Consider the following 20,742-nt stretch of genomic DNA (forward strand, 5'->3'; position numbering starts at 1 on the left):
TGGCTTTTGCCGCACGGGTATAGCTTTTGGTATCACAGAGGTGAAGAAAACCCGTAAGTTGTTTGGTGTTCATGGTGTGTTCTTGCTTTATTTGCAATGTCATGTTGTGAATATATCACTTTAGGCAATGTGATGGTTAAGGTAGTATCAAAATTAAGCGGTGAAAACGCACCCAATTATGGATTCGAATCAATGGAGCACCCTATGGCGAACTACTTTAATACCCTGAATTTGCGTCAACAATTGGAACAATTAGGCGTTTGTCGATTTATGTCGCGCGATGAATTTGCCAACGAGGCCGAATTCCTCAAAGGTAAAAAAGTGGTGATTGTTGGCTGTGGGGCGCAAGGGCTTAATCAGGGTCTAAACATGCGTGACTCGGGTCTTGATGTGGCTTATGCACTGCGTCAGGCGGCGATTGATGAGAAGCGTCCTTCTTACCAAAACGCGGTCGATCATGGGTTTACAGTGGGGAGCTACCAAGATGTGATCCCACAAGCGGATTTGGTGATCAATCTGACCCCAGATAAGCAACACTCCAACGTCGTAGAGACCGTCATGCCGTTGATGAAAGATGGCGCTGCGCTCGGTTACTCTCATGGCTTTAATATCGTCGAAGTGGGTCAGCGCATTCGTGAAGATATTACCGTCGTTATGGTGGCGCCTAAGTGTCCAGGTACCGAAGTGCGTGAAGAGTATAAACGCGGCTTTGGTGTGCCAACGCTGATCGCGGTCCATCCAGAAAATGATCCTAACGGCGAAGGCTTTGAGGTTGCGAAAGCATGGGCAGCCGCAACCGGCGGTCATCGTGCCGGGGTGCTAGCGTCTTCGTTTGTGGCGGAAGTAAAATCAGACCTGATGGGCGAACAAACCATCCTGTGTGGCATGCTGCAGGCCGGATCGGTTGTTTGCTATGAGAAAATGATTGCAGAAGGTGTTGAGCCGGGTTATGCGGGGAAACTTATTCAATATGGCTGGGAAACGATTACTGAAGCGCTGAAATTCGGTGGCATCACGCATATGATGGATCGCTTGTCCAACCCCGCGAAAGTAAAAGCCTTTGAGCTGTCGGAGTCGCTTAAAGAGCTTATGCGTCCCCTTTACAACAAACACATGGATGACATTATCTCTGGCCATTTCTCCGCGACCATGATGGCCGATTGGGATAATGGCGATAAAGATCTTTTCACTTGGCGTGAGGAAACGGCACAGACCGCGTTTGAAAACTATCCCGAGTCGGATGTAAGCATCAGTGAGCAAGAATTCTTTGATAACGGTATTTTGATGGTTGCCATGGTGCGTGCTGGGGTCGAGCTTGCCTTTGAGGTCATGGTGTCATCCGGCATTGTGGAAGAGTCGGCGTATTACGAGTCATTGCATGAGTTGCCGTTGATTGCCAACACCATTGCACGTAAGCGTCTTTACGAAATGAACGTGGTTATTTCCGATACGGCAGAGTACGGTAACTACTTGTTCGCTAATGTCGCGACGCCATTGTTGCGCGAGCATTTTATGCCAACGGTGGGCGCGGATGTGATTGGCAAAGGATTGTCAGAAACATCTAATCAGGTTGATAACGCCACCTTGATTGAAGTGAATGACCGTATTCGTCATCACCCGATCGAATATATCGGTGAAGAGTTACGTGGCTATATGACCGATATGAAGCAGATCGCACTTGATAATTAATCGCGCTTGATAACTAATTACGCTTAATAGCTAACTGCGCCCGATAACTGACTGCCATCAGTTGAAATGATACGCAGAGATAAGCCTGGCCTGAGGGTCAGGCTTTTTGCGTTGATGCGATCGGTTATTGCTGGTTATCTTGCGATTGGCCGATCTTTGTTTCCATTTCTTCAAGCTTTGCTTCGAGCTCGGTGAGCTTTTGACGCGTGCGCAGTAATACCTGAGTTTGTACATCAAACTCCTCACGGCTTACCACGTCAAGCTTAGTCAGCTGGCCTTGAATGGCTTGGCGCACACGGCTTTCCATATCCGTGCCTAACTCTTTAACAGGCTGAGGCATGGCATCGTGAATTTGCTTGGCCATTTGCTCAAGTTTTTTCGGGTCAAACATGGAATACTCCTTCATTAACTGTCTTTATTCTATGTAAATACGTACAGCTTGTCGAAAGGATGACAAAAGAAAAGGGCCCGTAGGCCCTTAATAGGATGCATTAATGTGATGCACGATAGTCTTCATCGAGCTTATCAAGCTCATCGTCTTCGACAAACACCGGCAGCGGCTTGTGCTTGCTGGCCAGATAGGTATAAATCACTGGCAGAACGAATAGCGTGAATAATGTCCCGATGGCAAGACCCGCCACGATGACTATCCCGATGCTAAAGCGTTGTTCGGCACCGGCGCCGCTAGCAAACATAAGCGGGATAAGGCCTGCAATCATTGCAGCTGTTGTCATCAAGATCGGACGCAGACGAATTTTTGCAGCCTCTTTTACCGCTTCCATTCGACTGGCTTGGTGATATAGCTGCTGCTCTTTGGCGACTTCACAGATCAAAATACCGTGCTTGGTAATTAAACCTATCAAGGTTATCAGCCCCACCTGCGAGTAGATATTCATCGATGACAGCCCCCAGGCCAAAGCAATCAACGCGCCACAAATCGCCAGAGGCACTGAGACCAAGATCACCAAAGGGTCGAGTAGCGATTCGAACTGAATCGCAAGCACCAAGTAAATAATCGCCAGTGCAAACAAGAAAGTTGCATACAGCGCACTGCCTTCAGTGACGTATTGACGCGATTCACCAAGATAATCGTGCTGATACCCTTTTGGCAGYTCTGCCGCTTTGCTTTCAAWCCACTCTACGGCGGTACCCATGGTCACGCTAGGGGCAGCAACGGCACTAATCGTCGCGGCATTCAATTGATTAAAATGAGGTAACGAGCGCGGCTCGCCTGTCACTTCAATATCAATCAAAGAGCCGAGAGGTATCGAATCACCATTGGCAGCGCTCACGTAGTAGCTTTCGATCGACTCAGGGTTAAGGCGATATTTACGCTCAACTTGCGGGATCACTTCATACGATCGGCCGTCAAAGTCAATACGATTAATGTAGCCGTCGGCCATCATGGTTCCGATCGTCGTACCGATATCACGCATGGTGACGCCATACGATCCCGCTTTATCCTTATCAATATGGATATTCATGGTGGCGGAGTCGAAGTTAAGGTTAAGCTCCGAGTAAACGAAATTTGGGCTTGATTGCACTTCGCCCATGATTTCAGCGGTTACCTGATACAGGCTTTCGAAGTTATTGGGCGATGTCACCACAAATTGAATAGGCAAACCTGAGGAAGCACCTGGCAATTCCGGCATTTCGAAGGTGGTGACCTTCATACCTGGAATATCCTTCACTTCATTCGCCATGCGTTTGACTACCTCAGACTGGCTCGCTTCCCGCTCGCTCCAAGGTACTAATGAGGCGATACCAAAGGCTTGATTCGACTTAGGTACCCCGGAGAAAACTTGTGAGAAAGCCACTTCGGGTTGCTGGTCCAGTTTTTGGTTCACTTCCGCCATGCTATTTTGGATGTAATCCAAGTTAGCGGTGGAGGGCGCAGTACCCATCATGACCACCACGCCTTTATCCTCTGACGGAGCAAGCTCACTAGGAATAAAGCTAAACAGCACCGGCAGGGAAGCGAATACAATCACCGCAAACGTCACGATCACCGGACGGCGCTCCATCACCTTGCTGAGCATACGCGCATACTTATCTGTCATCCCATCAAGGAAGCGATGTACCGCTAACTCAAAACGACTCGGTTGCGCATTGGCTTTTAACAAGGTCGCACACATCACCGGCGAGAGCGTTAGTGCCACAATACCGGACACAAACACCGCCCCAGCAAGCGTTAATGCAAACTCCTTAAACAGGGAGCCGGTGATCCCGCCCATCATGGCGATAGGGGCATAAACGGCTGCCAGTGTTAGCGTCATAGAAATAACGGGCACCGCTATCTCACGGGTACCAATGATGGCGGCACGGAACGGCGACTCACCTAACTTAATATGACGGTCGATATTCTCGAGCACCACAATGGCGTCATCGACCACCAAGCCGATGGCCAGAACCATGGCCAGTAGCGTCATTAAGTTCAGTGAGAAGCCAATCATTTCCATCACTAGCGCTACACCAATCAGCGACAGCGGGATGGTAATAATGGGGATGATTACCGCGCGGAACGAGCCCAAGAACAGAGTAATAACCACCAACACAATTAACGCGGCTTCGATGATGGTTTTGATTACCTCATTGATTGACTCATTGATCGCATTCGACGAGTCATACAACACGTTCATCTCAATGTTGCTGGGCATGTTACGTTCCACTTCGGGCAACATATCCATCACGTCGGCAGCAATATTGATCGGGTTGGCTGAGGGGGTAGCGTTAATGGCTGCGACAACTGCCTCGGAACCATTGGCAAGCGCTCGGACTCGGTCGTGACTTTTTTCCAGCGAGACGTTAGCAATATCGCCTAACCGCACGACGCGGCCATCTTGTGTATCAACCACCAGTTTGGCTAACTCTTCCGGCGTTGAAACTTGCGTATCCGCACTGCCGTTGTAGACCATAAAGGTACCGGTAGCTTGACCGGTTGCCGACTGGTAGTTATTGGCATCGAGTACTGACATGACATCAGTGGCACTTAGCTTAAAGGCCGCCATCTTTTCAGGATCAAGCCATACACGTAAGCCGTACTTCACCCCGCCATATAGATCGATTTTTGACACCCCACCCACGGTAAACAATTGGGGTTTAACCACGCGCTCAAGATAATCAGTGATCTGGCTCGAGTCGAGTTCTGGCGAGGTAAAACCGATATACATGACGGCGGTCGTAGAGCCGGTCGACATGGATACGGACGGATCTTCTGATTCTGCCGGGAGCTGTGCCCTTACCGAATTGACTTTGGCCAGTATATCTGCCAAGGCGGCATTCGGATCGGTATTTAGCTTCATGTTGACCGTGATTGTCGATGATCCCAGCACCGATTCTGAGGTCATAAAGTCAATATTGTCAGCTTGGGCGACAGCTTGCTCGAGCGGGGTGGTAATAAAACCCTGAATCAAGTCAGCACTGGCACCATAATAGCTGGTTGTGATGGTGACCACGGTATTGGTCATCTCCGGGTATTCCCTAACTTGCATCTTAAATAAAGACTGCAAACCGAGCAGCGCAATCAGAATACTGATTGACGCAGCTAGCACTGGGCGCCGGATAAAAATATCAGTAAAGCGCATCACATCCTCGTCTTACAATTGAGGTAATTGTTCTGGTGGAGTGAGAGCGTCGTTGTCGACGATTTTCACTTTAGAGCCATTGCTTAAGCGCACCTGGCCGGACGTAACAACCTGATCACCAGGCTTTAGACCGTCGATAATGCGTGCTTGATGGCCACGACGCTCGCCGACTTTAAGGACTTGTTGATAAGCGCGCTTTTCTCCATCTTCTTCACGGATTACATACACACTTTCACCGTATAGATTGAAGTTAATCGCGGTTTGATCAATCACTATTTGATTCTCAACCGTCGGCAAAACGATATCGGCGCGGGCGAACATCCCTGAGCGTAACTGGCCATCATTGTTGGGAATATTGGCTTCCACTTTAATCAGGCCGCTCTGGCTGTTGACCGCAGGCTCGATAGCACTGATAGAGCCGATGAATTCTTTTTCAGGATAAGCATCGACTGTAATGCGTAATGCCTGGCTTAGACGGAGCTTCGAGATATCGGTTTGCGGCACGGTAAAGCGCAGTTTCATTACCGAGGTATCTTCTAGTCGAGCAATATCGGTACCTGGCTGCAGGTACTCACCCATAAATACATTACGCAGGCCAATCACACCATCAAAGGGAGCTTGAAGGTTACGACGTGCAATGGTGGCTTCAAGCGCATTAATGTCAGCTTGTAAAGAACGGTAATTCGCTTCAGCTTCATCCAATGCTTCTTTAGAAATCGACCCTTTAGTAAACAGTCCTTGATAACGTTTGAACTTGGCTTCTGCGGCGGGTAATCGTGCTTGCGTACTTGCCAAGTTGGCTTTTTCAACGCTAGAGTCGAGTTCAACCAGATTTTGCCCACGTTTAACGGTTTGGCCTGATTCAAAGTTGATCACATCCACCACACCGGCAATTTGCGTGGTTAAGGTGATCCCTTGATTGGGCTCAACAAACCCGATGGCGTCCATGGTGGGTGTCCAGGGTTCAGCGTTAACGGTCACTGCCGTCACTGGATGCGTCGGCTCTGGCATGTTTGCCATATACTCTGCAACCTTTTGCTGCTTAAATAGGTTAAAGCCAATCACACTGCCAAACAGCAGCAGTGCAAGGATAACCATAAAGAAAAACCATTTTTTCATCGAAGTAAGCTCCGAGCGTCGTTAGTGAAGAGAAATTGCATCCCAGCAAGCTTGGATCGCATCTGCGATAGCATAACTGTCTAGAGTTATAACACCCCGAACCTGTTTGCGAGCTAAACAAAAAACGGGTTCAAGCCCCAAGGTGATGAGCACCTCATCGTCCAGTGGCTTAAAGCGCTTTTGCCGCTTACCTTCCTGAAAGACTTGATAAAGATCAGAGAAGGCCTCTCGCTCTTGCTGGGTTTGTGACTGATCATCGCGTGGCAGGGCATCAAACTGGTCACGAGATAATAATAAGTGATCACGTTGTAGCATCATGGTCCACGTGTTGCGCCATAACCGCTCAAATTGATCTTTTAGGGTTGGTTCATCCTTTACCCCCTGTTGAATATGGGTCGCACATTGCATCATAAGGTGCATAGACAGTTGACGAAGCAAGTCTTCTTTATCGTTAAAATAGCGATAAATGGTGCCGGCGGCCACTTGCGCTTGGGTGGCGACCTGATGCATTGAGACCTTGTCGAGCCCACGCGTGGCAATCAGTTGCTCTGTCGCCGCGAATATTTGCGTACGTTTGTCCATTGATGATGAACTTACTAGTGAATGAACGTTCATTCATTTTAGAGTGAATTTTGTGCGTATGACAAGCATAAATTGTAGCAAGCTTGTTGAGCCTTGCTTGGGTGAGATAGACATCAGTAAGATTCCTTCTACAATGCCCTCTCAGCCATTAACGAGGTGCCGCCATCATGAAGCTTAATCCTGCGCAATCGGATGCAGTCCGCCATATTTCTGGCCCCTGTCTGGTGTTAGCTGGCGCAGGCTCGGGAAAAACACGCGTGATTACGCATAAGATCGCCTATTTGGTTCAACAATGTGGCTATAAAGCGCGTCATATTGCCGCGGTGACTTTCACGAACAAAGCGGCACGAGAGATGAAAGAGCGCGTGGCACAAAGCTTGGGTAAGCAAGAATCGCGCGGCTTGATGGTGTCAACCTTTCATACCTTGGGCCTGAATATTATCCGCCGAGAATACAAAACCTTGGGGTTAAAAGCGGGCTTTTCGTTGTTTGATGATCAAGACCAATTAGCGCTACTCAAAGCTCTGACCGAACAAGAGCTAGATAATGATAAAGACTTGCTGCGTCAATTGGTGCACACCATCTCCAACTGGAAAAATGCCATGTTGGGACCCGATGAAGCGCTGGCGCAAGCACAAGGTGAGCGGGACCAGTTATTTGCCGCCTGCTATGCGCGCTATCAAAAACAAAWGCGGGCCTATAACGCGCTCGATTTTGATGATCTTATCTTGATGCCGGTGGCGCTACTTAGCCAAAACCAAACCGTGCGTGAGCGTTGGCAAGCACGTATTCGCTATTTATTGGTCGACGAGTATCAAGATACCAACACCAGCCAGTATCAATTGGTGAAGCTGCTGGTGGGTGAGCGATCACGCTTTACCGTGGTAGGGGATGATGACCAATCGATTTACTCCTGGCGAGGCGCTCAGCCGAAAAACCTGGTGTACTTACAACAAGACTTTCCGCGTCTGCATGTGGTGAAGTTGGAGCAAAATTACCGCTCAACCAGTCGAATACTGCGTGCAGCCAATATCTTGATAGCCAATAACCCCCATGTATTCGAAAAAACGCTATTTTCTGCCTTGCCCGATGGCGACATGCTCAAAGTGCTGATTGCCAATAACGAAGAGCATGAAGCGGAACGTGTGGTTGGGGAACTGATAGGCCACCGTTTTTTAGGGCGTACGCAATACAAAGATTACGCGGTCTTATACCGTGGCAATCACCAATCGCGTTTGATTGAAAAAGCCCTGATACAAAATCGTATCCCGTATAAAATATCAGGCGGCACGTCCTTCTTCTCGCGCGCCGAAATTAAAGACATCATGGCCTATTTGCGCTTGTTGACCAACCCAGATGACGACAATGCGTTTTTGCGCGTAGTGAATACGCCGCGACGCGAAATTGGCCCGGTGACATTAGAAAAACTCGGCAGTTATGCCAATCAGCGCGGCAAGAGCTTGTTTGCGGCGAGCTTTGAGTTAGGCCTGACCCAGCATTTATCTGGGCGAGGGCTGGCTGCCCTGCAAGCGTTTACGCGGTGGATTGTTGAACTGTCTGATCAGGCTGAGCGGGGCGATACCGTGTCCGCGATACGATCACTGTTGCGAGATACACAGTATGAAGATTGGCTGTATGAGAGTTCATCCAGTCCCAAAGTGGCAGAGATGCGGATGAAAAACGTCTCACAGCTTCACAGTTGGATTGTCGCTGATCTTCAGGGGGATAATCCGGATCAGGTTGAACGAAGCCTGCGAGAAGTGGTTCAGCGCCTGACGCTGCGTGACATGATGGAGCGAGGCGAAGATGATGACGAGGCTGACCAAGTACAGCTGATGACGTTGCACGCATCGAAAGGGCTAGAATTTCCATACGTGTATTTGATCGGTATGGAAGAAGGCTTGTTGCCTCATCAATCGAGTATTGATGAAGATAATATCGACGAAGAGCGGCGTTTAGCTTACGTCGGATTGACCCGTGCGCAAAAGGCGCTGACCTTTGTCGTTTGCAAAGAAAGGCGTCAGTTTGGCGAGCTTATCAAGCCACAACAAAATAAGTAACGCCGCGAAGGCGGCGTTACTGTCAAACGATTGATGAGCAGTGCTATTAGAGTGCGTCGAGCATGTGCTCGATAGCCGCGACGATTTCATCATCCGAGCAGTCCATACAGGTGCCTTTGGCAGGCATCGCATTAAAACCGTTGATCGCATGTTTGGCTAGGGTTTCCATGCCTTTATCAACACGTGGACCCCAAGCGGCGGCATCACCGATTTTAGGGGCGCCAGCTGCGCCTGTGCCGTGACAGGCTGTGCAGTAAGTATTATAGACCTGATCACCGCTGCGTGGGCCAGTTGGCTCTGCTGCCGCCGTTTGCGTGGGGGCTTCTCCATCAATATACACGTCACCCACAGGTGCAATGCGCTCGGCGATGGCGGCTTTTTCTTGTTCAGACACTTCTAATGCTTGCGCAGCAGAAGCAAATAGTAGGGCTGCTACCGAGGCAACCATAATACGACCTAGACTTTTTCCCTTTGCGCTCACAATGACACTCCCACATTACTGGTGGCTTAACGCCTTTTTTATGTTATTTGCCGCCAACCTTAAGGGGTGAATCAATCAAGAGTGATTCGGTTGCGGCCTGTCAGTCTCGTCTCAACGGATTTGCCAACCTCGCTAGGTTAACCCCGTGTAAAGATTAGGTGATTATAGCGCTTTAGATTGTTACGTTAAACCGTTATAATAGAGACCTTACTGACGATTTCTACGCGATTTGTTGAAAAAGAGACCAGTCAGTAAAAAAATTAAAAAWAATGCTAGACGGCTGGTGGTGATATCCGTAATATTCGACACCGCCAACGGGGCAAGCGCCCGTAGCTCAGTTGGATAGAGTGTTGGCCTCCGAAGCCAAAGGTCACAGGTTCAAATCCTGTCGGGCGCGCCATTCCGGGATAAGGAATATGGCAGAAAATCAGTGGTGGCTGTAGCTCAGTTGGTAGAGCCCTGGATTGTGATTCCAGTTGTCGCGGGTTCAAGTCCCGTCAGCCACCCCATTATTTTCGCACTAAGCGATATGTCGGTGAATAGCGCAGTTTGGTAGCGCATCTGGTTTGGGACCAGAGGGTCGGGGGTTCGAATCCCTCTTCACCGACCACTATTCAGGTAGTGGAGAGCGCATTTGGTCGGGGGCCGGGAGCCCGGTCGCATCGAATCCCTCTTCACCGACCACTATCCAGGTAGTGGAGAGCGTATTTGGTCGGGGGCCGGGAGCCGGTCCCGCGGGGGCCGCCCCATCAAATCCCTCTTCACTGACCAACGCAAAACCCCAGCCTTTTGGCTGGGGTTTTTTCGTTTTCTCGGTCCAGCACTTAAGGCTTAGGGTAGTGCTGGAATGCTTGGGTATTGCCTGCCTTATCAAACGCCATGACCGTATAAGGCTGTTGACGATCGCCGAATTCCATACCTGGTGAGCCAATCGGCATGCCTGCAACGGCCAGTCCTTCTAACCCCGTATTGGTGGCCAGGAGCTTTTTCACCTCTTGGGCAGGAACGTGTCCCTCAATCACATAGCCATTAATACGTGCGGTATGACATGACTGCATATCAGCTGGGACGCCCATGTCTTGCTTGACTGACGCCATGTTGTCATGCGGTTTTACCTCTAGCTCAAAGCCGGCTTGCTCCATATGCTCAACCCAATCGTCGCAGCAGCCACAGCTGGGGGATTTATACACCACACCGCTCGCGGCCATCGCCGAGGCACTCATTAGGCCCACTGTTGCTACAAGTAGTTGTAAACGCTTCATTATCGCTCCTTGTTACTTATCGTCTGATTTTATTTTGAAAAAACGTAATCGGTTAGCATTGGTCACCACCGTGATCGAAGAGAGCGCCATTGCGCCACCCGCGATCACCGGGCTGAGCAACATGCCGGTAAAGGGGTAAAGGATGCCGGCGGCGATCGGGATCCCCAAGGTGTTGTAGATAAAGGCACCAAAGAGATTTTGTTTCATGTTGCGTACCGCGGCTTGAGATAGCCCAATGGCGTCTGCCAAGGCGCCAAGGTGGCCAATCGCATTGGCGGTATCTGGGTGGTCGCCAGAGAGCATGATCACCTCAAGGCCCTGTTGTTGCAGGCGAGCGATCGCGTCTATGGCATCATCACGAATCGGGTCACTGACACCAATCAGCGCTTGTACGCTGTCCGCATTGGCAAGGTAAATCGCGGTTTCGCCACGCTGAGTCATGGCGTCGATATCGGTTTGGTGGGCGTCAGTATCTATCCCTTGTGCTTGCATCCACGCTTGGTTGCCGATGTAGTAACGTTCACCCTCGATCTTGGCCTGGATCCCTTTGCCAGATTCACTGTTAAAGTCATTTGATGTCGGCAACGCAAGTGTCTGCTGCTTGGCATAGCCAACAATCGCTTGGGCCAATGGGTGCTCGGAGTGTTGCTCCAGTGAGGCAGCAATTGCCATGAGGCGCTCTTGGTCGCCGTGAATAGCATTCACATGCGTGACTTCGGGCTGGCCGCGGGTCAGTGTGCCCGTTTTATCAAACACCAAGGTGTGCAGTTTTGCCGCGGTTTGCAGCGCATCAGCATCACGGATTAAGACCCCGACTTCGGCGGCGCGACCCACCGCAGCGGTAACGGATAGAGGGGTCGCCAAGCCAAGCGCGCAGGGGCAGGCGATGATCAACACTGTGGTCGCGGTGACCAGCATGTAGCTGACCGACGGCTCTGGACCAACAAAATACCAGATAGCCGCGGTAACAATGGCAATGGCGACCACGATAGGCACAAATACCGCTGAAATACGGTCGGCAAGCTTCGCCAGTTCAGGCTTACTACTTTGCGCTTCGCGCACCAAATCAATAATACGTGCCAACATGGTATCGCTGCCCACACCAGTGGCTTTAAAGGTTAAGCCACCTTTTTGGTTCACGGTCCCGGCATGAAGCGTGTCCCCCGCTGTTTTATGAACAGGCACAGGCTCACCGGTCAGCATGGATTCGTCGATATAGCTGCTGCCATCAACCACTTCACCATCAACCGGTACCTTAGCGCCAGGTTTAACCCGCAGTGTCATTCCCTGTTTCACTTCATCAAGCGGACGCTCTGTTTCTTGTCCGTTTTCAATGACTAAGGCTGTAGGTGGCTGTAAATCAAGTAATTGGTCGAGTGCTTTAGACGTATTGGCACGGGCACGTGCTTCAATCGCATGGCCTAAGCTAATCAAACCAATGATCATGGCTGAGGCTTCAAAATACACATGACGGGCTTGCTCTGGGAATAATGCAGGTGCGATGACCACCGCGGTGGAATACAGCCACGCGGCACCGGTACCGAGCGCCACCAACGTATCCATGGTGGCACGTTTGTGCATCAGCGCTTGCCAGGCATTGGCAAAGAAGTGACGGCCACCGGTTGCAAGAAGCAAGAGGGTTACCACCGCAATGGCGCCCCACGCCCACTGATCTTGGCTCGATTGAATGGTCATACTGCCACCGAATACGCCCCAAGCCATCAGTGGCGCCCCCAAGCCTAAGCCCGCGAACGTACTGCGTTTAAAGTTTTTTAGCTCGTTGGCTTGCTGGGTTTGCTGGCGCTCACGCCGATCATTATCGTCTTCGACTTTTTCCGCGCCATAGCCAGCGTTTGCTACTGCCGCAACAATGGCGTCTGACGATGCACTGCCTTTAACAATCGCGCTACGCTCGGCTAGGTTAACGCTCACGTTCGCCACGCCATCCACACCGCTAATCGCGTTTTCTACGCTTTGCACGCAGCTTGCGCAGGTCATACCGGATAATACGTATTGCTGACGGCTGGCCTTGCTTGAATCTGCAGGATTATCGACCGAGGATGACTTGGCTTCTGAGGCTTCTGAGGCTTCTGAGGCTTCTGAGGCTTCTGAGGTTTCTGGATTCGCGTTACGTGCGTCTGTCTGCGCTGGTGATTCGTTGTCAGTGCTCACGTTTGCGTCATTATCAGATGCGCGCGCCGCTTGATAACCCAGCTGGTGGATAATCTCAATCAGTGCATCAGCACTCAAGCTCGTGTGCACCTCGGCATGGGTTTTACTGACGGCGTGTGTAAACACGGTGGGCTGCTCGTCCAATGCTGCTTCTACTTTAGCGACACAGCGGCCACAGTTTAAGCCACTTAACGTGAAATGATGGCGGTAGCCGACATGATGGCCAAGCGATTCAATTGCTGAGACGGCTTGGCGAAGAGAATATTGTTCGCTTTCGCCCCAGGTCTCAAGCGAGAGTGATTGGGTGTCAACGTCCTCAATGCGAACGCCGTCGATATCCTCGAGCGCTTTCGTCACTTTTTTCACACAGCCTTGGCAGCTTAGGCCACTTAACGGCAGTGTGTAATAGGTGATCTTGGTGTCGGTCGTCGTCATTGCCTCTCCTTGATAGCCTCTCATCGTGAGATGTTGGCGGTTGTCGCAATTTCAGTTAAGCTAAACTGTAAACCTTATAGTTACTGGAAGGTCAAGCGACGAATATGAAAATTCAACAAGTGGCCGAAAAAACCGGCTTAACCAGCAAAACCATCCGCTTTTATGAACAAAAAGGACTGATCACCCCGCCGCATCGTGCCGATAATGGTTACCGGGATTACGGCGAACAGCATGTCAGTGAGCTACAAATGATTCGCCGTGCACGGCTGGTGGGTTTTACATTAGATGAGAGTGGCGATTTATTGGCGTTATCGCGCGATCCGTCTTTGCGTAGTGCCGATGTCAAAGCGCGATCAGAGAGTAAACTGGTCGAAATTGATGAAAAAATCGCAGAGTTGGCGGCGATGAAAACCACACTGCATGCCTTGACTCAGGCTTGTCCGGGCGATGGTGACGCGCAGTGTCCGATTATCGAAGCACTGCGCGGTGACAGTGAGTTAGGCGATTTAAAAGCCGATGCCACAAGTTGTTGCGCATCGGGGACCCAATCGCCAGCAGTCAATTAAACGATCAGTAAAGCAGTGAATAGAGCTGGCGGCGATAGCGTGAGGCGATCTCGTTGCCTTGGCCGAGTGCTGCCAAAATATCCATGAAGGTTTTCTTGGCTTCACCGTCGGCGTAATTAAGATCGCGACGCAAAATACCCATCAAGAGTTCAAGCGCATCTTCACTGCGGTTAATGTGATTAAACTGCAAAGCCAGCTCGTACGCGACACCTGCATCCCCTGGATTTTCTTCAAGCGCCGCTTGCAGGCGTCGAATTTCGGGGCCATCTGCGGCTTGATGGTGCAATTCAATTTTTGCGATCAATGACTTATAAGTCGCGTCTTGATCTTGCAGCAAAATGGTCTCAAGAATGGCTTGTGCGGCATCAAACTGGTGGGTTTCTACCAAGCATTCTGCAAGGGCAAGCTTGTATTCCGCTTTATCGCCAAGGCTGGACTCCAGCGGCTTAATGATCACAAGCGCATCGGTATAATTGCCCTCTGCCATTAACTGGCGCGCCTGATCAAAGGCTTGGCTCTCTTGACTAGGTAGGTGCTTATCAAGCATTTCGCGCACTGTGTCGTAGTTTTGTGGGCCAGCTAAACCGTCCACTGGCTGACCATTTTYGAACAATGCCAGCGTTGGAAGCGCACGGACACCGAATTGGGCGGCAATCATTTGTTGCGCTTCACAATCAATGGTTGCAAGGGTAAAGGTGCCATGACTGTCGTGAGCAATTTGTTCGACGGTGGGTTTTAGCTCCACGCTTTCGGGCATCATATTGGCCCAAAAGTAAATCAGCACAGGCGTGCGTGACGATGATTCGAGAATTTGCTGAAAATTATGCTCGGTTAATTCGACGATATAGTTTGCGTTCATCATGGATCCTGACGATATGGATTTTCACTAAGGGTGGGGGCAAACGCGCAGAAATTCAAGCAACTGGCCCTGTAATTGCGTGTTTAAGCTCGATGGAATGTGCAAAGCCGACAAGGGGGCGAGAAACGAAAAAGCCACCTTTTGGTGGCCTATTTCGTCGGTCTGCAAACAAGCGACGTTTTAACAATAACACGTGCGGGTTAGAACAAGAGCACCACGCACAATGCGACGCTCAAGCAGAGCCAGTTTAACTGATGTAAGGTCATCCGCCGGCTCCTGTTGTTGTGTTTATCTTTATAATGCTACCTGCTAACAAGAAGGCCCCGTTGCCCAAAGCCTTTGTCGTCATTACAAATTAGATTAGCCCACCTCTGTGACAAAAGTATGACAAATGAGGCAGTCAGCACATTTTTTACCGCGACGGCTTATTGTTGCATTAACTGCCTTTGAGCAAGACCCGATCCAGCCAACGGCTAGGGAGCAGTCGCTTGAGAATCGCCATCCATACGGTGGGTTGAGTGACGCGATAACGCACCTTGGGGCGAGGCGAGAACAAGGCATGCGTCAGTGGCGCAACCAGCGCGTCGGCGGGTAGGGTATATTTGTTGCCGCCTTCGTCTGCAGCAAGACGGTCGATTTGGCTTTGATAGGCTTGCTGGTGGCGACTTTTATTCGGGTCGACCCAGTGTTTAAAGGCGCTGAGCGCATTGGCACGAAACGCCGTTTCAATCGGGCCAGGCTCAATCAAGCTCACCTTAATCGGCGTATCGCTCAGTTCTAAACGCAGGGTATCGGTCCAGCCTTCAAGCGCAAATTTACTCGCATTGTAGGCTCCACGGTATTTGAGCGCGACAATGCCAAGCACCGAGCTGTTTTGCACAATCCGTCCCCCGCTATGACTGAGCAGCATCGGCAATAAGGCTTGGGTTAAATGGTGCCAGCCAAACACATTGGTCTCAAACTGAGCGCGCAGCGCGCCGGTGGGCAAATCTTCCAGCGCACCAGGTTGGCCGTAAGCGCCATTATTAAAGAGGCCAAACAAGACCCCACCGGTCATTTCATCAATCGTGGCCACCGCGCGATCAATACTGTTGCTGTCCGAGACGTCTAACTGAATGCAGGTTAATCCTTGTTGCTGCAACCGTGTGACATCCTCCGCTTGTCGGCAGCTTGCGATCACCGTGTGGCCCTGAGCATGCAAGGCGTTGGCACAGGCAAAACCGATCCCTGTTGAACAACCGGTGATAAGGATCGCGTTTTTTAAAGGGGGGGTGGCTGTCATCGTTATCCCTATTGGTTGATTATTGTTGATTAACTGTCAGGCTGTGACAGATACGGTACCAGTTGCTCTGCCATAAACTCGGCAATCCACGTTTGGGCGGCCGGCATCGGATGAATGCCATCATCACGCATCCATTCAGGCTTTTGGATCACAGACTCCATAAAAAAGGGCAGTAAGGGGGTTTGTGTTTGCTCTGCCAGTGTAGGATAAATATCAGCAAACCCTTGCGCATAGCGCTGGCCGTAATTGGGCGGGATCTGGATTTGTACTAACAACGGCTTGGCATCGCCCGTATGTGCCTGAGTGATCAATTGCTTAAGGTTGTCTCGTATACGGTTGAACGGCCAACCCCGCAGGCCATCATTGCCGCCGAGCTCGATCAGCACCCACTCAGGTTGGTGGCGCTCAAGCAGTTGCGGCAAACGTTGTAGGCCATTGCCTGTGGTGTCACCCGAGATACTGGCATTGATCACCTTAACATCAAGGTCGCGATCTTGCAGCGCGCGCGGTAGCTTGGCAGGCCAGGCTTGTTCAGCTGCCATTTGGTAGCCAGCGCTTAGGCTATCACCGAGGACGAGGAGCGTTTGTGCACTCGCACTGCTCACCCACAAAAAACACAACAAAGTAAGGATGCGTAACATGGCCTCTCCTGTTATTCGAGCCGAAAAAATTGCAAAACATGTCGTGACACGCGAACAGCCGCTTACCATTYTGCAGGATGTCTCGCTACAAATCGAGGCRGGYGAGTCGATTGCRYTAATGGGCGTGTCGGGCGCGGGAAAATCGACCCTTATGACCTTGCTTGCCGGGTTAGATACGCCCAGTGAAGGTGAAGTCGATCTGCTTGGGCACAAGCTTTCCACCTTGGACGAAGATGCCCGTGCCGCCCTGCGCGCGGAATCGGTAGGGTTTGTGTTCCAAAGCTTTCTTTTAGTGCCATCACTGAATGCATTAGAAAATGTGATGCTACCACTGACCATTCGTGGCGAAAACGAAGACGAAACCCGCGCCAAGCAACTGCTGGCCTCGGTAGGATTGCAAGGACGAGAAACACACTTACCTTCACAGCTCTCTGGCGGCGAACAACAGCGTGTTGCCCTCGCGCGCGCCTTTATTATCCGCCCGCACGTGTTATTTGCCGATGAGCCAACCGGTAACCTCGACCAAAAAACCGCCGCAACCATTATTGATTTACTGTTTGAGCTGAATGAAAAGCATGGCACTACCTTGGTGTTGGTCACTCACGATCCGGCGCTGGCCAAACGCTGTCAGCGTACCTTGATGATGGACAGCGGCAAACTACAGGAGCACGTCAATGGCGAGTAATAATGGACTGCTTAACCGCTGGGCGTGGCGAGAGCTTTTGCATGGACAGATATGGCCGGTGGCGGTGGCGCTGGCGCTGATTATCACCTGCGTGTTCGCGCTTTCCGCATTGGCCGATCGGATTGAAAACGTCCTCACCCAACAAGGGCGCAACCTGATTGCTGCTGATACCGTGTTAAGCACGCGCCAGCCTGTGAACACCGAGCAAATTGAGACCTTTAAACAAGCGGGCACCACGGTATCAGCACAAACCCGCTTTGGCACCATGGCGTTCAGCGAACAAAACATGCAGCTGGTGAGCGTGAAAGCGGTGGATAGCCTCTATCCGTTGCGTGGCGATCTGGTGTTGGAGCAAAACGGCCAAGCCCTAACGGGAGATCGACGCATTCAGCCCGGTGAGCTATGGCTGTCTGAGCGGGTGTTTAGTTTGCTCGATGTTAAGCCGGGCGATAAGGTCTCGATTGGTAATCTTGATCTAAGCGTCAGTGGCACCTTGGCCGCCGAGCCAGAGCTGTCGTTTAATCCCTTTAGCCAAATGCCTGCGGTGATGATGCACCGTGATGATGTGCCTGCCGCCGGCGTGGTACGCGAAGGGAGCCGGGTACGTTATCGTTATTTCTTAACCGGTGATGAGCCAAGTTTAAGTGCCGCWAGGGACAGCTATACGCTGCAAGACGGCGAGCGCTGGGTGGATGAAAACACCTCTGATCGTACTGGCGATATGCTGGATCGCAGCCGCCAGTATTTATCTCTTACCGTCGTTTTAGTGATTGTGATGGCCGCGGCCACCTTAACGCTCACGTGTCAGCACTATGCCAAAAGTCGCGCCGATTTGGTGGCGATGCTAAAAAGTCTGGGCGCCAGTCAGCAGTGGGTGCGGCGCTGGTTAGCGCGTCAGCTTACCTTATTGTTTGTGTTAGCGACCGTGGTGGGCTTAGGCGCCGGCTACCTGTTGGAAGTGCTCCTGCGTTTACCACTAACCGATGTATTGCCCTCACCGCTGCCCAGTTACGGCTGGGTGCCATGGGTGCTCGCGCCAGGGGTTGCTTTGCTGGTGGCATTACCTGCACTGGGCGTGCCATTGCTGAAATTACTGGATGCGCCCGCGTTGGCAGCCGTGCAATCGCAGGCTGGCAGCGGGCGGCATCGTCGTGGTACCGCCGCTATCCTGATAGCGATTCCGGTTGGCGCGCTTGCGCTGTGGGCGTTTGATAACACCTTATTATGGAGTGTGTTAGCGGCGATGGCAGCGATGATCGTGCTGCTCGCATTGGCTGGCTTAGGCCTGCTCAAGCTGGTGAAATCGCGCGTGCGCGCGCCGTCGGTAAAACTGGCTCTTAGCCGAATTACCCGCAACAAACTGGCTAGCAGCGTGCAGCTAGGGGCTTTGGCGATCTCCTTTATGCTGTTGGCGATCATCTGGCTGCTGCGTACCGATTTGCTCGCCGATTGGGGACGGATGCTACCACCCGATGCGCCCAATGTGTTTGCCATGAACATTGCACCAAGTGCGCAACAAGACTACGTGGGGGAGCTCGACCAAGCCAGCTTGATGCGATCCGATGCGTATCCGATCGTGCGCGGCCGGTTAGTGGGCAAAAATGGCGAGCGCTATCAGGTTTCCACCGATGAAGCCGAGCGTGATGAAGCCGATGAAGCGCTGCGCCGAGAGCTTAACTTTACCTGGCGTGAAACCTTGCCTTCGCATAATAAGGTGCTTGCGGGCGACTGGCCAACCGAAAATGGCGTCTCGGTGGAAGCGGATATTGCCGCGCGTTTAGGGATTGAGATTGGCGACAGCCTCACCTTTAGCGTCACCGGCCAAGACTTTACCGCCACGGTCAACTCGATTCGTGAAGTAGAATGGCGCAACATGCGGCCTAACTTCTATTTTATTTTCGATCGTGACACTCTCGCCGACAAACCGGCCAACTGGTTGGTGAGCTTCCGGCTCGATGAATCACAAACGTCATTGCTCAATCGGTTGGCGCGGGAATACCCAACCGTCACGCTGCTCGATTTACGCACCATGAGCAGTCGTATTCWATCGATTTTGCGTCAAATTGGCTTGTCGCTCTCTGTATTGGCAGGGCTAGCGGTGATCAGCGGCTTGCTACTGCTGCTGACCTTGCTGCGTATCAGCCTGAGCGAACGCCAGCAGGAAATTAACCTCTACCGCACCTTGGGGGCCAGCCGCACCCGTATTCAACGCACTCTGTGGAGTGAGTATGGGGTGATGGCCTTGGTGTCGGGGTTAATGGCGGTGCTTGGCGCTGAAGCGGCGATGGCAGGGCTGCTCAAATGGGGCTTTGAAATGGAAGTGCGTTTGCATCCCGAGCTTTGGGCGGTGCTACCGGTGTTAGCAGTGGGGTTGGTGTTTGTCACCGTCGCCTCAATGCTGGGTAAACTGATTGACCCGCAACGGCGTTAACACGGTGCGGGTGTAAAGCATCCTCGTTTTACACATAACAAAGCGGGTATCAAGAAAATTGATACCCGCTTTTTTGTATCAAACGTCCAGCAAAATCCGGCCAGTAACACACTTGTGCGAAAGGCAAAAGCCGCTATTTAAATAAAGACTGCATCGCCTCTTCCACCTTGGGGTGCTGGAACTCAAAGCCTGAGTCCTCTAACGCATGCGGCAAGGCGCGCTGGCTATCGAGCAACAAGTGCGAGGCTTCGCCCATCATGGTTTTGATCGCGAGTGTGGGAACAAAGAACACATGCGGGCGTTTTAAGGCACTGGCGAGCGCCTGGCTAAACCGTTTATTGGTCGCCGGCTCCGGGGCGGTGCAGTTAAACGGCCCTTTGAGCTCAGGGGTGTTGAGCAGGTGGATAATGGCACCGACCATGTCATCAATATGAATCCACGGCATATATTGCTGCCCTTTGCCGATCGGGCCTCCGAGCCCAAGCTTGTAAGGCAGCATCATCCGTTTCAACGCGCCCCCCTCGGCGCTTAACACCACGCCGGTGCGCAGCAAACACACCCGGGTGTTGGTTGAGGCGCCTTTCAGTGCAATTTTCTCCCACTGATGACACACGTGCTGGGCAAAGTCATCGGCATGAACCATCAAGGTTTCATCAAAGGCGCGATCTTGCTGATCGCCGTAATACCCCACCGCCGAGCCACTAATAAAGGTGTGAGGTGGGGTGCTGCTGGCATGGATTTTTTCAACCAGCTTTTCGGTTAGCCCCCAGCGGCTGGTACAAATATTCCCTTTTTGTTGCTCACTCCAACGTTGATCGGCGATAGGTTCACCGGCCAAATTAATCGCGGCATCAAAATCATTCAGATGCGACAAATCATCGAGCCGCTCCAGCG

At 51.5% G+C, this 20,742-nt stretch carries 15 protein-coding genes, 3 tRNA genes and 1 pseudogene; 8 read left to right on the forward strand and 11 right to left on the reverse strand.

Annotated elements, in window-relative coordinates:
• Positions 1 to 204: 204 nt before the first annotated feature.
• Complete coding sequence (gene ilvC, locus BZG79_RS03280; protein ID WP_077577387.1) at positions 205 to 1,689, forward strand: ketol-acid reductoisomerase; 1,485 nt, start codon at positions 205 to 207, stop codon at positions 1,687 to 1,689.
• Between the two features lie 124 nt (positions 1,690 to 1,813).
• Here the strand turns inward: ilvC and BZG79_RS03285 are convergent, their stop codons facing one another.
• The 4 genes from BZG79_RS03285 to BZG79_RS03300 form a co-directional block, all read right to left on the reverse strand.
• Positions 1,814 to 2,080, reverse strand: a complete 267-nt coding sequence (locus BZG79_RS03285; protein WP_021022177.1) for an accessory factor UbiK family protein — start codon at positions 2,078 to 2,080, stop codon at positions 1,814 to 1,816.
• A 100-nt stretch (positions 2,081 to 2,180) separates the two neighbouring features.
• Positions 2,181 to 5,273 carry a multidrug efflux RND transporter permease subunit gene (locus tag BZG79_RS03290; protein WP_077773715.1) on the reverse strand — a complete coding sequence of 1,031 codons (3,093 nt, stop codon included), beginning with the start codon at positions 5,271 to 5,273 and terminating at the stop codon, positions 2,181 to 2,183.
• A 12-nt stretch (positions 5,274 to 5,285) separates the two neighbouring features.
• Positions 5,286 to 6,392, reverse strand: a complete 1,107-nt coding sequence (locus BZG79_RS03295; RefSeq protein ID WP_077577389.1) for an efflux RND transporter periplasmic adaptor subunit — start codon at positions 6,390 to 6,392, stop codon at positions 5,286 to 5,288.
• A 21-nt stretch (positions 6,393 to 6,413) separates the two neighbouring features.
• The gene (locus tag BZG79_RS03300) at positions 6,414 to 6,974 is read right to left on the reverse strand and encodes a TetR/AcrR family transcriptional regulator (RefSeq protein ID WP_025744533.1); all 561 of its coding nucleotides are present in this window, start codon (positions 6,972 to 6,974) and stop codon (positions 6,414 to 6,416) included.
• Between the two features lie 167 nt (positions 6,975 to 7,141).
• Here BZG79_RS03300 and rep point away from each other — a divergent pair.
• Positions 7,142 to 9,031: pseudogene (gene rep, locus BZG79_RS03305) on the forward strand (DNA helicase Rep); the annotation flags it as partial.
• A 49-nt stretch (positions 9,032 to 9,080) separates the two neighbouring features.
• On the opposite strand, the gene BZG79_RS03310 reads toward rep, so the two are convergent.
• On the reverse strand, positions 9,081 to 9,515 hold the full coding sequence (locus tag BZG79_RS03310; RefSeq protein ID WP_077577391.1) for a cytochrome c5 family protein: 435 nt from the start codon (positions 9,513 to 9,515) through the stop codon (positions 9,081 to 9,083).
• Positions 9,516 to 9,838: 323 nt separating this feature from the next.
• Here BZG79_RS03310 and BZG79_RS03315 point away from each other — a divergent pair.
• From BZG79_RS03315 to BZG79_RS03325, 3 genes are all read left to right on the forward strand, one after another.
• A tRNA-Arg gene (locus BZG79_RS03315) sits at positions 9,839 to 9,915 on the forward strand.
• A gap of 33 nt (positions 9,916 to 9,948) precedes the next feature.
• Positions 9,949 to 10,024 (forward strand) — tRNA-His (locus BZG79_RS03320).
• Positions 10,025 to 10,048: 24 nt separating this feature from the next.
• Positions 10,049 to 10,125 (forward strand) — tRNA-Pro (locus BZG79_RS03325).
• Positions 10,126 to 10,339: 214 nt separating this feature from the next.
• On the opposite strand, the gene BZG79_RS03330 is transcribed toward BZG79_RS03325, so the two are convergent.
• Positions 10,340 to 10,777: a DUF411 domain-containing protein gene (locus BZG79_RS03330; protein ID WP_077773717.1), complete on the reverse strand. Its 438-nt coding sequence runs from the start codon at positions 10,775 to 10,777 to the stop codon at positions 10,340 to 10,342.
• Between the two features lie 12 nt (positions 10,778 to 10,789).
• Positions 10,790 to 13,384 carry a cation transporter gene (locus BZG79_RS03335; protein ID WP_199877522.1) on the reverse strand — a complete coding sequence of 865 codons (2,595 nt, stop codon included), beginning with the start codon at positions 13,382 to 13,384 and terminating at the stop codon, positions 10,790 to 10,792.
• 104 nt (positions 13,385 to 13,488) lie between these two features.
• On the opposite strand from BZG79_RS03335, the gene cueR reads away from it, so the two are divergent.
• Positions 13,489 to 13,950 (forward strand): Cu(I)-responsive transcriptional regulator, encoded by a 462-nt coding sequence (gene cueR / locus BZG79_RS03340; RefSeq protein ID WP_077773719.1) that lies wholly within the window; start codon positions 13,489 to 13,491, stop codon positions 13,948 to 13,950.
• Between the two features lie 4 nt (positions 13,951 to 13,954).
• On the opposite strand, the gene BZG79_RS03345 is transcribed toward cueR, so the two are convergent.
• From BZG79_RS03345 to tesA, 3 genes are all read right to left on the reverse strand, one after another.
• Entirely contained in the window at positions 13,955 to 14,809 is an 855-nt protein-coding gene (locus BZG79_RS03345) for a co-chaperone YbbN (protein ID WP_077773720.1), read from the reverse strand.
• A 436-nt stretch (positions 14,810 to 15,245) separates the two neighbouring features.
• Positions 15,246 to 16,091 carry an SDR family oxidoreductase gene (locus BZG79_RS03350; RefSeq protein ID WP_077773721.1) on the reverse strand — a complete coding sequence of 282 codons (846 nt, stop codon included), beginning with the start codon at positions 16,089 to 16,091 and terminating at the stop codon, positions 15,246 to 15,248.
• Positions 16,092 to 16,120: 29 nt separating this feature from the next.
• Complete coding sequence (tesA, locus tag BZG79_RS03355) at positions 16,121 to 16,732, reverse strand: multifunctional acyl-CoA thioesterase I/protease I/lysophospholipase L1 (protein ID WP_077660764.1); 612 nt, start codon at positions 16,730 to 16,732, stop codon at positions 16,121 to 16,123.
• Between tesA and BZG79_RS03360 the strand changes: the two genes are divergently transcribed.
• Together BZG79_RS03360 and BZG79_RS03365 are read left to right on the forward strand one after the other, a co-directional pair.
• Positions 16,731 to 17,417, forward strand: coding sequence for an ABC transporter ATP-binding protein (locus BZG79_RS03360; RefSeq protein WP_077660765.1), 687 nt, complete (start codon positions 16,731 to 16,733; stop codon positions 17,415 to 17,417). The two genes, tesA and BZG79_RS03360, sit on opposite strands and share 2 nt — an antisense overlap.
• Positions 17,407 to 19,848 carry an FtsX-like permease family protein gene (locus BZG79_RS03365; RefSeq protein ID WP_077773722.1) on the forward strand — a complete coding sequence of 814 codons (2,442 nt, stop codon included), beginning with the start codon at positions 17,407 to 17,409 and terminating at the stop codon, positions 19,846 to 19,848. Before BZG79_RS03360 ends, BZG79_RS03365 begins: the two co-directional genes overlap by 11 nt.
• Positions 19,849 to 19,981: 133 nt before the next feature.
• Here the strand turns inward: BZG79_RS03365 and BZG79_RS03370 are convergent.
• Positions 19,982 to 20,742, reverse strand: a 761-nt coding sequence (locus BZG79_RS03370) for a TIGR01777 family oxidoreductase (protein WP_108743222.1), incomplete at its 5' end; no start/stop codon positions are given.

Source organism: Salinivibrio sp. MA427, assembly GCF_001996115.1.
Classification (GTDB): domain Bacteria; phylum Pseudomonadota; class Gammaproteobacteria; order Enterobacterales; family Vibrionaceae; genus Salinivibrio; species Salinivibrio costicola.